Here is a 13,464-nt window from a genome sequence, read left to right on the forward strand (position 1 = left end):
TTAGCCGCGACGCGACGAGGTTTCACCACCAAGAGCACGAAGGACACCAAGGGTCAGCGCCGACTCTTTGTGAGCTTGGCGGGCCTGGTGGTTCAATAGGAGGGCCCCGCGGCGCTTAGCCCAGGATTTCCACCGTGAGCGAGGCGTTGGTGTAGACGCAGATCTCGGCGGCGATGGCCATGGCCCGGCGGGCGATCTCCTCGGCGCCGAGGCCCTCGACGTCCACCAGCGCCCGGGCGGCGGCCAGGGCGTAGTTGCCGCCGGAGCCTATGGCGGCGACCCCATGCTCGGGCTCCAGCACGTCGCCGGCGCCGGTCACGGTGAAGATCTGGTCCTTGTCGGCGACGATCATCATCGCCTCGAGCCGGCGCAGGTACCGGTCGGTCCGCCAGTCCTTGGCGAGGTCGACGCAGGCGCGGGTCAGCTGCTCGGGATACTGCTCGAGCTTGCCCTCGAGCCGCTCGATGAGCGTGAAGGCGTCGGCGGTGGAGCCGGCGAAGCCCGCGATCACGCGGCCGCCCGCCAGGGTGCGCACCTTCTTCGCGGTCCCCTTGACCACGGTCTGGCCCATGGAGACCTGGCCGTCGCCGGCCACGACGGTCTTGCCGCCCTTCCTCACCGCGAGGATGGTGGTGCCGTGCCAGTCTGGGAAGCTATTGGACATCGGCGCGATGTGAGCAGCGGGGTCCGCCAGGTCAAGACATGAGCTTCACCGACGAGGAGATCGAGCGGTACGCCCGCCACCTGGTGCTGCGCGAGGTGGGCGGTCCCGGGCAGCAGAAGCTGAAGAGCGCGAGCGTGCTGATCGTCGGCGCCGGCGGCCTGGGCGCGCCGGCCTCGCTCTACCTGGCGGCCGCGGGCGTGGGGACGATCATCCTGGCCGATCCCGACGAGGTGGAGCGGTCGAACCTGCAGCGGCAGGTGATCTACGCCGACGACGACCTGGGCCGGCCCAAGGTGGACGCCGCCGCCGACCGCCTGCACGACCTGAACCCGCACATCTTCGTGGCGGGCTTCCACGGCGCGTTCGGGCCCGACACCGCCGACCAGCTGGTGGAGGGCGTCGACATGGTGCTGGACGGCACCGACGACTTCGGGGTGCGGTTCTGCGTGAACGAGGCCTGCGTGAAGCACGGCAAGCCGCTGGTGTCGGGCGCCATCGGGCGCTGGACGGGACAGGTGGGCGTGTTCGGCCGCCAGCCCTGCTACCGCTGCCTGGTGCCCGAGATCCCGCCGGACGCGGAGACCTGCACGGCCGTGGGCGTGGTGGGCGCCCTGGCCGGCGTCGTGGGCTCGATGATGGCGGTGGAGGCCGTGAAACTGATCACCGGCGCGGGCGAGCCGCTCGCCGGCCGGCTGCTCATCTACGACGCCCTGGCCGGCGAGACGCGCACGGTGCGGGTGGCGGGCGATCCGGACTGCCCGGTCTGCGGGGGCTGATTTCCGAAGCTCCCCCCTCTCCCCGTCCCTGCCGACATTGCTCCCCCTTTGGGGGAGCTCGCGAAGCGAGAGGGGGAGGCGTGCGGTCAAATGTGCGCGGCGATGAAGTCGGTGACCTTGGCCAGGACGTTCTTCCAGGTGGCGTCAGACCAGTTGCGGTGGCCCTCGCCCTTGAGCTCGACCAGCTCGCAGGTCTTGCCGGCCGCCTTCAGGGCCCGGGCCATCAGCCGCGACTGGCGAGGATCCACGATGGCGTCCTCGGTCCCGTGGATGAGCAGGACGGGGATCTCGATCTCGGCCGCGCGGCGGGCGGGCGAGGCCTGGATCAGGCGCGCCTCGTCGGCCTTCGGATCGCCGATGGTGGTCCGCCAGTAGGCGTAGGCGGGCGAGTCGGCGCCGTCCTCGCGCCGCGAGAAGGCCAGCGTCTCGAGCAGGTCGGCGTCGCCGGCGATCGAGACGGCGGCGCGGTAGAGCCGGGGCGTCTTCACCGCGCCCATGAGGGCGGCGTAGCCCCCGTAACTGGCGCCGAAGATCGCCACGCGACCCGGGTCGGCGCGGCCCAGCCGCACCACGTGGGCGACGCAGTCCTCGACGTCGTCCTGCATGAGCCCGCCCCACTGCCGGCGCCCCTTGTCGGCGAAGGCCCGGCCGTAGCCGCCGGACCCGCGGAAGTTGGGCTGCAGCACCAGCCAGCCGCGCGCGGCCAGGGCCTGCGCCGTGGCGTCCCAGTCCAGGTAGTCGCGCAGCTCGGGCCCGCCGTGCGGCATCACGACCATCGGCCGGGGCGCCGCGGCCGCGCCGATCGGCGTCGTCAGGTAGGCGGTGATCTCGGCGCCGTCGCGGGTCTTCACGCGCAGCGGCTCGGTCCGGGCCAGCCGTTCGGGCGCGAGCCACGGCTTGCAGTGGCCCACGTACTCGAGCGACCGCTTCTCCCGGTCGTAGACCTGGAAGGCGCCGGGCTCCTGGGGTCCGCTCACCTTCAGCAGCAGGCGACGATGGGCCGTGTCGATGTCGTAGAGCGCCACGTTGCAGGCGTTCTTCAGCGCCGCGTTGATCGCGCGGAAGTGCGGCGCGAGCGCCGGGTCCGCGAACTCGTAGTTCAGGCGGTCGTCCCAGTAGAGGCTGCCCACCAGGCGCAGGTTCTCGTCCACGAAGGCGGTCTCGAAGTCGTGGCCGGGCTTCTCGGCCACCACGTCGCCGAAGGTGAGGCTCGCGATGTCGAAGGTGCGCACCACCGTGGTGTCGCGGCCCTCCATGCGCTGGCACACCAGGAAGACGCCGGCCTGGGGCGTCGGCCCCACCACGTCGAAGTCGGGCACCTTCTTGAGCTCGTTGAGGCGCGACTTGCGCACCAGCTTCCAGTCGCGCTCGCCGGGCGCGCGGCCGTAGACCCAGCGCACCGTGCCGCGGGCGTTGGAGTCCATCCGCAGCATGGGCACGCCACCCTGGGTGAGCCAGAAGTCGGTGGCCGGCACGCCCGTCTCCACCAGGGCGGCTTCGCCCGAGTAGACGTCCACATGGTAGAGGCCGAAGGCGTTGCGGGTGTCGTTCCACGCCTGCATCAGGATGCGGCGGGGATCGTCGGCCATCAGGTCGACCACCTGGCTCGCGTCGAAGCCCCGGCGCAGTACGGCCTTGGAGCCGGCGAACATGACCACGGGGTCCTGGCCCTTCAGGTCCACCGACACGACGCGCCGCACCGGGATCGGCAGGAACTCGTCGCCGAACCACACGCCGTAGGGCTTGCCCCGGTCGTCGCGGTAGAGGGTGATCCAGATGAGCAGGCGCTCGTTGTTCGCCCACTCGACCTGGCGCACGCGCGTCTCGCCCAGCAGCACGACCGCCGGCCGCGCGGTGAGCTCGGCCATGCGCGAGAGGGTGACGTAGGCGCGGACCTTCCCGTCGCGGATGTCGGTGCGCAGGATGGCCAGCTGCTCGCCGTCGGGCGAGATCGCCGCGTCGTGCACGGTCGGCTCGCGGAGGAGTTCGTCGAGGCTGGGCGGAAGGGGGGCCTTGCCCTGCGCGCGCGCCGCCTGCGGCGCCACGGCGGGGCCGGCGCCCGCGGCGGCCAGCATCGAACGGCGCGTCAGCATCCAGGGTCCAAGGGTAACGCCGATACGTCGCGCCCGACCTTGCGGAGACGGCGCCGGACCGTCAACGCCGCAGGTTGGCGCAGGCGGGCCTACAGCATCTGCGGCAGGACCCGGTCGGGCGGGCGGTGGCCGTCCATCCAGGTCTTGATGTTGATGATCACCTTCTCGCCCATGTCCACGCGCGCCTCGACGGTGGCCGAGCCCATGTGCGGCAGCAGGACCGCCTGGGGGCACTTCAGGAGCTTGGGATTGATCTTCGGTTCGAGCTCGAAGACGTCGAGGCCGGCGCCGGCGAGCTTGCCCTCGACCAGCATGTCGGCCAGCGCCTGCTCGTCGATGATCGAGCCGCGCGCGGTGTTCACCACGACGGCGTGCGGCTGCAGGAGCTTGAGCCGCCGGGCCGAGAGCAGGTGGTAGGTGGCCGGCGTCGCCGGGGCGTGCACCGTGACGATGTCCACCCGCGCCAGCATCTGGTCCAGGCTGTCCCAGTAGGTGGCTTCCAGCTCGTCGGCGACCACGTGACTGACGGGTTTGCGGTTGTGGTAGTGGATCTGGAGCCCGAACGCGCGGGCGCGCCGGGCCACCGCGGCGCCGATGCGGCCCATGCCGATCACGCCCAGGCGCTTGCCGCCCAGCCGGCGGCCCAGCATCCAGGTGGGCGCCCAGCCGGTGAACTCGCCCGCCTGGACGGCGTTGGCGCCTTCGATCACCCGGCGCAGCGTGGCCATGATCAGCGTCATGGTCAGGTCGGCGGTGTCCTCGGTCAGCACGCCCGGGGTGTTGGTGACCACGACGCCCGCGGCGTTGGCGGCGGCCACGTCGATGTGATCGACCCCCGCGCCGAAGTTGGCGATGAGCTTCAGCCGCTCGCCGGCCTTGGCGAGCATGGCGGCGTCGATCTTGTCGGTGATCGTGGGCGCCAGCACGTCGCAGCGCCCGATGGCGTCGAGGAGCTGCTTGCGGGTCATCGGCTCGTCCGAGATGTTCAGCTCGGTGTCGAACAGCTCGCGCATCCGCGTCTCGACCTGGTCGGGCAGTTTGCGGGTGACGATGACTTTCGGCTTGCGGGACGCCATGGGCCTACGGGAAAAGGTCCTGCGCCGTCCGCCTCGCATCGAGACGGCGGCGCGTCGAGTTGCGGAACCCTTAGCAGGGGGGCCGGTCACGGCCAAGGCGAGGCGAGGGTCATCGGACGTTGGCGTTGAAGGTGGTTCGCGCAAGGGCGCCCCGGCTGGCGGCCCTGGGCATGGCCGCGCTGCTGCTGGCGGGCGCGGCCCCGGCCGACCGGCCGACCCCGTCGGGCTATCCGGTGCCACGCTACATCGTGCTGAAGTTCGGCAAGGTGAACGCCCGCGCGGGCCCTGGCGACGACCACCGGCTGCTGTGGGTCTACCGCACCCGCGGCCTGCCCGTGCAGGTGGTGGCCGAGACGGCCGACTGGCGGCGGGTCTGCGATCCGGAGGGCGGCGTGGCCTGGGTGCACAAGCGCGTGACCGACGGCCGCCGCGCGGTGATCAACACGCGCCGGCAACCGGTGGCCCTGCTGCGCCGGCCCGAGAGGGGCGCCGAGACCGCGGCCTATCTGAACGTCCGCGCCATGGCCTCGCTCACCCGCTGCGAGAAGGGCTGGTGCAGGGTGAAGGCGGACCGCGCCAGCGGCTGGGTCCGGGAAGGGACCCTCTGGGGAACTTCCGACGCGCCGCAATGTCGTTGAGGGAGCGGCGGGCTCCGTGCTAGGCCCGGCGCCTCTGCCGAAACGAGGGCATATTCGATGAATGACGTGCCGATAAGGCCCTCGAGCTTCGCCTACGAGGAACTCCTGGCGTGTTCCCGCGGCGAGATGTTCGGGCAGGGCAACGCCCAGCTGCCCGCGCCGCCGATGCTCATGTTCGACCGGATCGTGGAGATCAACGCGACCGGCGGCGAGCACGGCAAGGGCTACATGGAGGCCGAACTCGACATCCGCCCGGGCCTCTGGTTCTTCGACTGCCACTTCATCGGCGACCCGGTGATGCCCGGCTGCCTGGGCCTGGACGCCATGTGGCAGCTGGTCGGCTTCTTCCTGGGCTGGAGCGGCGCGCCGGGCCGCGGCCGGGCGCTGGGCTGCGGCGAGGTCCGCTTCGCCGGCGAGGTCACGCCCGACATCAAGAAGGTGACCTACAAGATCGAGATGAAGCGCGTGATCCTGCGCCGTCTGGTCATGGGCATCGGCGACGGGGTTCTCCTCGCCGACGGCAAGCCCATCTATGAGGCCAAGGACCTTCGCGTCGGCCTCTTCAAGCCCGGCGAGCAGGGGTAAGGGAGGGAGACGGACGGAATGCGCCGCGTGGTCGTCACCGGGATGGGCATCGTCTCGTCCATCGGCAACAACACCAACGAGGTCCTGGCCTCGCTGCGCGAAGCCCGCTCGGGCGTCGAGGCCGCGCCGGAGTACGCCGAGCTCGGCTTCCGCTGCCAGGTGCACGCCCCGCCGAACATCGACTGGGAGTCCATGGTCGACCGGCGCGCCGCGCGGTTCCTCGCGCAGGGGACGGCCTTCGGCCACATCGCCATGGAGCAGGCCATCGCCGACTCCGGCCTGGGCGAGGACGAGGTCAGCCACGAGCGCACCGGCCTGATCGTCGGCTCGGGCGGCCCGTCCACCCGCGCCATCGTCGAGGCCGCCCAGACGGCCCGCGAGAAGGGCCCGAAGCGGGTCGGCCCGTTCGCGGTGCCCAAGGCCATGAGCTCGGGCGCATCGGCCACGCTCGCGACCTGGTTCAAGATCAAGGGCCTGAACTTCTCGATCAGCTCGGCCTGCGCCACTTCCACCCACTGCATCGGCTCGGCCTACGAGCAGATCGCCATGGGCAAGCAGGACGTGGTGTTCGCCGGCGGGACCGAGGAGCTGGACTGGACCCTGTCGGTCCTGTTCGACGCCATGGGCGCCATGAGCTCGAAGTTCAACGACCGGCCGTCCACGGCCAGCCGCGCCTACGACGTCGACCGCGACGGCTTCGTGATCGCCGGCGGATCGGGGATCCTGGTGCTCGAGGAGTATCAGCGGGCCAAGGCGCGCGGCGCGAAGATCTACGGCGAGATCGTGGGCTACGCCGCCAACTCCGACGGCTTCGACATGGTGGCCCCTTCGGGCGAGGGCGCGGCGCGCTGCATGCGCCTGGCCAACGCCGACGGGCGCTCCATCGACTATCTCAACCCGCACGGCACCGGCACGCCGGTGGGCGACGTGAAGGAGATGGAGGCGGTCCGCGCCGTCTTCGGCGCCAAGGCGCCGCTGATCTCGTCCACCAAGTCGCTGACCGGCCACAGCCTGGGCGCCGCGGGCGCGCAGGAGGCGATCTACTCGCTGCTGATGCTGAACAACGGCTTCGTGGCCGAAAGCGCGCACATCGAGAACCTCGACCCGGCCTTCGCCGACATGCCCATCGTGAGGACGCGCATCGACAAGCCGATCCAGACGGTGATGTCGAACAGCTTCGGCTTCGGCGGGACCAACGGCTGCCTGGTGATGGCCCGGGTCTAGTGAGCGACGCGGCGATCCCGCGGCCGCCAACGCCTCCGGACCCGCAGGAGTGCTGCCAGCGCGGCTGCGATCCCTGCATCCTCGACTACTACGACCGCGCCCTGGAGCGCTGGGAGGCGCGCGTGCGGACGATGGGGCTGGACCCCGACGAGGCGCGGGCGCGGCTGCAGCCGCCCCCTTAGGACCTCCGGGGCGGGCGCCGGTTGTGGACCGTGGCCGCTGGCGCGGCCTGTCACGGCCCATTAAGGGAGGGAGGAACGAGGGAGACGCACGACGTGGCCGACGAGTATCAGATGCCGACCGGGACCCTGATGAAGGGGAAGAAGGGCGTCATCACCGGGGTCGCCAACCACCAGTCCATCGCGTGGGGCATCGCGAGCCAGCTTGCGGCGCAGGGCGCCGAGCTCGCCTTCCTGCACCTGCCGGGGATGGAGCGGCGCGTGGAGCCGTTGGCCCAGAGCGTGGGCGCCAAGCTGATCGCGCCGGCCGACGTCACCGACGACGCGGCCATGGACGAGGCCTTCGGCAAGGTGAAGGACACGTTCGGCCAGATCGACTTCTTCCTCCACGCCATCGCCTTCGCCAACAAGGACGAGCTGAAGGGCAGCTTCGTGGACAACACCACCCGTGAGGGCTTCCTGCGGGCGATGAACATCTCGGCCTTCAGCTTCGTGGACTGCGCCCGGCGCGCCGCGGCGCTGATGCCCGAGACCGGCGGCTCGATCGTGACCCTGACCTACATGGGCTCGGAGCGGGCGATCCCGAACTACAACACCATGGGCGTGGCCAAGGCCGCGCTGGAGGCCGCCGTCCGCTACGCCGCCCGCGACCTGGGGCCGCGCGGCATCCGCGTGAACGCGCTCTCGCCCGGCGCCATGAAGACGCTGTCGCTGGCGGGCATCTCCGGCGGGCGGGGCATGCTGGCCAAGGGCCGCTCGCTGTCGGCCATGAAGGAAGACACCGCCATGGAAGGCGTGGCCGGCGCGGCGCTCTGGCTGCTGTCGGACCTCGGCCGCTCGACCACGGGCGAGTGCGTGCACGTGGACGCGGGCTTCCACATCATGGGTTTCTCGGACGACGAGGGCGGCGAGGGCTGACGTTCGCCGTTTCCGCGGGCGGCGCGCGCCGTCAGCTGGAGGGGGCAAGGGGCGCCGCCTGCGCGACGAGCGCGGACATCAGACGGCGTAGGCGCGCATGAAGCGGGCGGCCGCCTCCTGGGCGACGGCTTCGACCTCGTCGTCCGTGAGCTCGATCTGCGCGCCCAGGAGCGCGGCGGTCTGGTAGCGCCCCAGCACCATGCCGCCGAAGAACTCGGCGGCCTGCAGGGGATCGGGGCAGGAGAGGCGGCCCGCCGCGTTCTCGACCCGCAGGAAATCGGCCAGGCTGCGCCGGCTGGCCCGGGGGCCCGCCTCGTAGATGGCGCGGGCCACTTCGGGCATGGTGGCGGTCGCCGCCATAGCCATGCGGTAGATGGCCATGCTGCGGACATTGACCACCGAGTTCAGCAGCACGCGGGCGTAGGCGGCCAGCGCCTCCTCGGGCCGCTCGACGGCGCCGGGGGCCGCCAGCGTCTCGACCACTTGGTGGGCGCGCCGCTCGGCCATGGCGCGGGCCAGCTCGGCCTTGGATCCGTAGTGGTTGTAGATGGTCTGCTTGGAGACGCCCGCGCGGCGCGCGATCTCCTCCATGGGCGCCTGCGGCCCCCGCTCGGCCATGACGTCGACGGCGGCGTCGAGGATGGCCTCGGTCTTGGAGAGGTCGATCTGGCCGGCGACCCTAGGCATGCTTCACCTCGGACATCAGTGCGCGCCTGCCGGCCGCGGCGGCCCGCCGGCGGGGCCCTCCTTCACCGGCCGCACGAACAGCGCGAGGCCGCAGGCGATCCAGCAGCCCATGGCCAGCGCCGCGAAGGCGTCGCCGAAGGCCAGCACCGAGGCCTGCCGGTGCATCATCCCGCCCATCGCCTTCATCGCCATGCCCTCCGGGTCGGCGGAGCCGCCCGCGCTCATCATCGACCGCATGGCGTCCATCATCGCCGCCGAGGTGGGGTTGGCGGTGCTGGCGGCCGAGACGAGGTCCATGTAGTGCACGGCGGTCTGGTGGCTGAGGATGGTGGTCAGCACGGCCAGCCCGATCGCGCCCGCCACGTTGCGGGTCAGGTTGATCAGCCCGGAGGCGTCCTTCATCATCGTGACGGGCAGCGAGGCGACGCTCATCTGCTGCGCGGCGATCATCGCCACCATGGTGCCCAGCCCTCGCGCGACCTGCAGCACGAAGAACTCCCAGAATCCCCAGTCGTCGGTCACCCGCACGCCGATCTGGATGCCCCAGCCGGCGAGGGCGAACCCGCCCACCATGGCGATGCGTGGGTCCACATAGCGGACCACGCGGCCGGCGATGGGCGCCGAAAGGAACATGGTGAGGCCCGTGACGAGCATGACGTTGCCGACCTCGGCCGACGAATAGCCGCGCACCTGTCCCAGGAAGATCGGCATCAGGAACGTGCCGCCGAACAGGCTGACGCCCGTGACGAAGGTCATCACGATGCCCAGGGTGAAGTTCATGTCGCGGAACGGCTTCAGTGAGACGATCGGCTGCCAATAGCTGAGCTGCCGCCAGACGAAGACCACGCCGGTGACCGTTGCGAGCACGCTCAGCCAGAGGATGGCCGGCTCCTCGAACCAGTTCTCGCTGGCGCCCTCCTCCAGCACGTACTGAAGCGACAGCAGGGCGACCGCCATGAGGCCGAGGCCCCACCAGTCGATCCCCTTCGAGAGGCTCGGGTCGCCCTTGTCGAAGTTGGCGTAGCGGCCGACCAGGAAGATCACGAGCATCCCCACAGGGATGTTGATGAAGAACAGCCAGCGCCAGGAGAGGAGTTCGGTGAGGTGGCCGCCCAGGGTCGGCCCGATGGTCGACGAGAGGGTGACGATCAGGCCCACGACGACGTTGGCCGTCACCCGCCGTTCGGGCGGGAAGACCGTCATGGCGGTGGCGAAGACGGGCGGGATCATCGCCCCGGCGAAGAGGCCCTGCAGCGCCCGGAAGAAGATCATGGCCGACACCGAGGTCGAGAGGCCCACGGCGGCCGAGGTCACGATGAAGCCCACCACCGCGACGACGTAGAAGGACCGCGTCCCCCACATCTTGGTGAGGTAGGCCGTGAGCGGCATGATCACGACCTCGGCGAGGAGGTAGATCGTCTGCACCCAGCTGATCTCGTCGGCCGTGGCGCCGATGCCCGACTGGATCTGGGTGAGCGAGCTCGCCACGATCTGGATGTCGAGCATGGCCATGAACTGGCCCACGACCATGCCGCCGAAGCCCAGGAACACCCGCAGCCAGTCCACCGGCTGGCCGTCGGCGCCGAGCGCCGCCGGCGCGGCCGCGGCCGGCCTGGGATGGAGCGCCGCGTCGGTCACCGGGCCGCGGCCGACTCCGCCGCGCCGCCGCGGGCGTAGCGCGAGGGGAGCCGGCCCGCCTCGGCGAAGGAGGGGCCGGTGTCGCGCGTGACGTCCACCTTCACCTTCAGGGACAGGCCCGGCCGCAGCGCCCCGGCCAGCTCCTGGTCACCGTCGATGGCGATCCGGACGGGCAGCCGCTGGGTGATCTTGGTGAAGTTGCCGACGGCGTTCTCCACCGGAATGAGCGCGAACTCGGCGCCGGTCGCCGGGGCGAAGCTCTCGATGCGGCCGCGGATCGCGGCCTTGCCGAAGGCGTCGGCGTGGATGGTCACCGGCTGGCCGATCCGCAGCCGGGCGACCTGGGTCTCCTTGAAGTTGGCCACCACATAGGCCTCCGAGACCGGCACGATGGACATCAGCGCGCCGCCGGGCCGCACGTACTGGCCCACCCGCACGCCCCGGGCGCCGACGACGCCGGCCACGGGGGCGCGGATCTCGGTGCGGGCGAGGTCGAGGCGGGTCTGCTCGGCCGCCGCCCGCGCGGCGGCGGCCTGGGCCACGCTTTGGGCCCGGGCCGAGCCCAGCGCCTCGGCGGTCCGGCGCTCGGCCTCGAGCGCGGCGCGGGCCTGGCTGACGCCCGCCAGCGCCTGGTCCTGCACCGTCCTGGCGGTCTGGGCGCGCTGGGGCGAGACCCAGCCTTCCTGCGCGAGCGCCCCATAGCGCTTCATCTCGGCCGCCGCCCACTGCGCCTGGGCGTCCGCGGCGCTCACCGCCGCCGCGCGCTGGGCGATCATCGCCTGCTCCAGCCGGGCCTTGTCGTCCACGGCCGCGACGCCCGCCTCCAGCGACCGGGCGTTGGCTTCGGCCTGGGCGAGACGCGCCCTGAGGCTCGCGGGGTCGATGCGGACGAGGAGCTGGCCCGGCTGCACCGCCTGGTTGTCGTCCACCAGGACCTCGGCCACGTAGCCGTCCACCAGCGGGGCCACAGTCACCTTGTCGGCGGCGACGAACGCGTTGTCGGTGGTCTCGAAGGTCTGCCGATCGACCCACCAGAGGCCGCCGCCGATCGCGATGGCCAGGGTGGAAACGCCGCCCACGACGGCGGGAACAATGGGAACACGCACCATGCGGGAAGCACTCCCCCGTACTCAAAAATGGACTGACGGGTCCAAGATCGAGATAGACCCGGCCACCGGGGCCTTCAAGGGAAACATGGACCGCAGGGCCCACTCTTTCTTCGGATGCTGGACGGCCGTTCCCGTTCGTGGCCTATCGCCCCCATGAGCGCGAAAGCCGATGTGATCATCGCCGGGGCCGGAATGGCGGGGGCGACGCTGGCGCTGTCGTTGTCGCGGGCCGGCCTGACCCCGGTCCTCGTGGATCCCGTGGTCTTCGACGACCAGCTTGCGCCCACATTCGACGGCCGGGCCTCCGCCATCGCCTATGCGGCCTACCGCCAGTGGCGCGCCCTGGGCCTGGCCGAGGCGCTGGACCCGCACGCCCAGCGCATCGAGCAGATCCTGGTGACGGACTCCACGGCGCCCGGCGCGGCCGCGGGGGCGCAGCTGCCGTTCTTCCTGCGCTTCGATTCCGCCGAGATCGCGGACCGGTCCGACGGCGAGCCGCTGGGCTATCTGCTCGAGAACCGGCGCACGCGCGCGGCCCTGGCCGCGGCGGTGAAGGCGGCCGGCATCGAGGTGGTCGCGCCGGCGCGCGTGGCCGGCGCCGTGTTCGGCCCCCGCAGCGCGGACGTCTCCCTGGCCGACGGCCGGGTGCTGAGCGCGCCGCTGGTGGTGGGCGCTGAAGGGCGTGGCTCGGTGATCCGCAGCGAGGCCGGCATCGGGGTCATCGGCTGGGACTACCGCCACACCGGCGTCGTCGCGACCGTCCGCCTGGAGCGGCCGCACGAAGGCGTGGCCCACGAGTACTTCCTGCCGTCCGGTCCGTTCGCGATCCTGCCGCTGACGGACAACCGCGCGAGCCTGGTCTGGACCGAAAGCCCGGCCCGCGCCGCCGCCCTGAAGACCGCCCGTCCGGAGATGTTCCAGGCCCATCTCGAGCGGCGGTTCGGCGAGTTCCTGGGCGCCGTCGCGGTGGAGGGCCCGATCTTCACCTATCCGCTCAGCCTTCAGCTGGCCGAACGGCTGACGGCCCCCCGCGTGGCCCTGCTGGGCGACGCGGCCCACGGGGTGCACCCGATCGCGGGCCAGGGGCTGAACCTGGGCCTGAAGGGGGCGGCGGCCCTGGCGCAGGTGCTGGTCGACGCCATGCGGCAGGGCGAGGACATCGGCTCGGCGGCGGTGCTCGAGCGCTACGCGGCTTGGCGGCGGTTCGACACGGTGATGCTGTCCGCCGGCATGGACGCCTTCGTCCGCCTGTTCTCCAACGACAACCCGCTGCTGCGCGTGGCGCGCGGGGCCGGCATGGCCGTGGTCAACCGGATCGGCCCGGCGCGGCGCTTCTTCATGCACGAGGCCGGCGGCGCGGTGGGCGACCTGCCGCGGCTGCTGCGCGGCGAGGCGCTGTAGAGCACGCGGTCGCGGCCAGGGGGCCGCTACTCGCCTTCGCCCAGCGCCCGCGCCTCTTCCGGCAGCATGATCGGGACGCCGTTGCGGATCGGATAGGCCAGCCGCGCGCCCTGGCTCACCAGCTCGCCCTTCTGCCGGTCATAGGCCAGCGGCCCCTTGGTCACCGGGCAGACCAGCACCTCGAGCAGGCGGGGGTCGACGTCGTGCTGTTGCGCGTCTTCGGACATGCCCCGCCTCTACTGCAGGTGCGGCCGCTCGTCATCCGGCTCGGTGGTGTCGATCTCGAGCAGGGTGGTGAGGACCTCGAACCTGGCCGCGAGGTCCGGCGCCTCGAGGAAGGCCTGCTTCTCGGCCGGCTCGAAGGGCAGGCCCATGCACAGGCTGTTCACCAGGGCTTCCAGGGGCGCGGCGCTGGCGGTCTCCCAGTCGATGTCGAGCTCGCGCCGGTTGAGGTAGCGCTTCAGCGCCTGGCCGAA

The 13,464-nt window shown here is 71.6% G+C and carries 14 protein-coding genes and 1 pseudogene; 7 read left to right on the forward strand and 8 right to left on the reverse strand.

Going from position 1 to position 13,464, the window contains the following annotated elements; all coding sequences use genetic code 11:
- Positions 1–115 precede the first annotated feature (115 nt).
- The gene (hslV, locus tag JNK30_RS22155) at positions 116–664 is read right to left on the reverse strand and encodes an ATP-dependent protease subunit HslV (RefSeq protein ID WP_293485818.1); all 549 of its coding nucleotides are present in this window, start codon (positions 662–664) and stop codon (positions 116–118) included.
- A 38-nt stretch (positions 665–702) separates the two neighbouring features.
- Here hslV and JNK30_RS22160 point away from each other — a divergent pair, with 38 nt between their 5' ends.
- Positions 703–1,440: a molybdopterin-synthase adenylyltransferase MoeB gene (locus tag JNK30_RS22160; protein ID WP_293485820.1), complete on the forward strand. Its 738-nt coding sequence runs from the start codon at positions 703–705 to the stop codon at positions 1,438–1,440.
- Between the two features lie 86 nt (positions 1,441–1,526).
- Here the strand turns inward: JNK30_RS22160 and JNK30_RS22165 are convergent, their stop codons facing one another.
- Positions 1,527–3,533: a S9 family peptidase gene (locus tag JNK30_RS22165; protein WP_293485821.1), complete on the reverse strand. Its 2,007-nt coding sequence runs from the start codon at positions 3,531–3,533 to the stop codon at positions 1,527–1,529.
- Positions 3,534–3,622: 89 nt separating this feature from the next.
- On the reverse strand, positions 3,623–4,609 hold the full coding sequence (locus JNK30_RS22170) for a D-glycerate dehydrogenase (protein WP_293485822.1): 987 nt from the start codon (positions 4,607–4,609) through the stop codon (positions 3,623–3,625).
- Positions 4,610–4,740: 131 nt separating this feature from the next.
- Here JNK30_RS22170 and JNK30_RS22175 point away from each other — a divergent pair, with 131 nt between their 5' ends.
- The 5 genes from JNK30_RS22175 to JNK30_RS22195 all read left to right on the forward strand — a co-directional run bounded on the left by JNK30_RS22175 (position 4,741) and on the right by JNK30_RS22195 (position 8,153).
- Positions 4,741–5,247 (forward strand): SH3 domain-containing protein, encoded by a 507-nt coding sequence (locus JNK30_RS22175; protein WP_367118777.1) that lies wholly within the window; start codon positions 4,741–4,743, stop codon positions 5,245–5,247.
- A gap of 72 nt (positions 5,248–5,319) precedes the next feature.
- Entirely contained in the window at positions 5,320–5,832 is a 513-nt protein-coding gene (fabA, locus tag JNK30_RS22180) for a 3-hydroxyacyl-[acyl-carrier-protein] dehydratase FabA (protein ID WP_293485845.1), read from the forward strand.
- 18 nt (positions 5,833–5,850) lie between these two features.
- Positions 5,851–7,056 carry a beta-ketoacyl-ACP synthase I gene (gene fabB / locus JNK30_RS22185; protein ID WP_293485824.1) on the forward strand — a complete coding sequence of 402 codons (1,206 nt, stop codon included), beginning with the start codon at positions 5,851–5,853 and terminating at the stop codon, positions 7,054–7,056.
- On the forward strand, positions 7,056–7,238 hold the full coding sequence (locus JNK30_RS22190) for an oxidoreductase-like domain-containing protein (protein WP_293485826.1): 183 nt from the start codon (positions 7,056–7,058) through the stop codon (positions 7,236–7,238). The genes fabB and JNK30_RS22190 overlap by 1 nt, the downstream gene beginning before the upstream one ends.
- Positions 7,239–7,331: 93 nt before the next feature.
- Positions 7,332–8,153 (forward strand): enoyl-ACP reductase, encoded by an 822-nt coding sequence (locus tag JNK30_RS22195; protein WP_293485828.1) that lies wholly within the window; start codon positions 7,332–7,334, stop codon positions 8,151–8,153.
- Between the two features lie 78 nt (positions 8,154–8,231).
- On the opposite strand, the gene JNK30_RS22200 is transcribed toward JNK30_RS22195, so the two are convergent.
- The 3 genes from JNK30_RS22200 to JNK30_RS22210 are packed head-to-tail and all read right to left on the reverse strand — an operon-like array spanning position 8,232 to position 11,587.
- Positions 8,232–8,840 (reverse strand): TetR/AcrR family transcriptional regulator, encoded by a 609-nt coding sequence (locus JNK30_RS22200; RefSeq protein WP_293485830.1) that lies wholly within the window; start codon positions 8,838–8,840, stop codon positions 8,232–8,234.
- Positions 8,841–8,855: 15 nt separating this feature from the next.
- The gene (locus JNK30_RS22205; protein ID WP_293485832.1) at positions 8,856–10,478 is read right to left on the reverse strand and encodes a DHA2 family efflux MFS transporter permease subunit; all 1,623 of its coding nucleotides are present in this window, start codon (positions 10,476–10,478) and stop codon (positions 8,856–8,858) included.
- Entirely contained in the window at positions 10,475–11,587 is a 1,113-nt protein-coding gene (locus JNK30_RS22210) for an HlyD family secretion protein (RefSeq protein ID WP_293485834.1), read from the reverse strand. Before JNK30_RS22210 ends, JNK30_RS22205 begins: the two co-directional genes overlap by 4 nt.
- Before the next feature lie 153 nt (positions 11,588–11,740).
- Between JNK30_RS22210 and JNK30_RS22215 the strand changes: the two genes are divergently transcribed.
- Positions 11,741–12,988, forward strand: a complete 1,248-nt coding sequence (locus JNK30_RS22215; RefSeq protein ID WP_293485836.1) for a UbiH/UbiF/VisC/COQ6 family ubiquinone biosynthesis hydroxylase — start codon at positions 11,741–11,743, stop codon at positions 12,986–12,988.
- 26 nt (positions 12,989–13,014) lie between these two features.
- Here JNK30_RS22215 and JNK30_RS22220 read toward each other — a convergent pair whose 3' ends face one another.
- Both JNK30_RS22220 and JNK30_RS22225 read right to left on the reverse strand, forming a co-directional pair.
- Positions 13,015–13,215, reverse strand: coding sequence for a Trm112 family protein (locus JNK30_RS22220; RefSeq protein ID WP_293485838.1), 201 nt, complete (start codon positions 13,213–13,215; stop codon positions 13,015–13,017).
- A gap of 9 nt (positions 13,216–13,224) precedes the next feature.
- A pseudogene (locus tag JNK30_RS22225) lies at positions 13,225–13,464 on the reverse strand (peptidase S16); the annotation flags it as partial.

The organism is Phenylobacterium sp. (genome assembly GCF_016793225.1).
Lineage (GTDB): Bacteria > Pseudomonadota > Alphaproteobacteria > Caulobacterales > Caulobacteraceae > Phenylobacterium.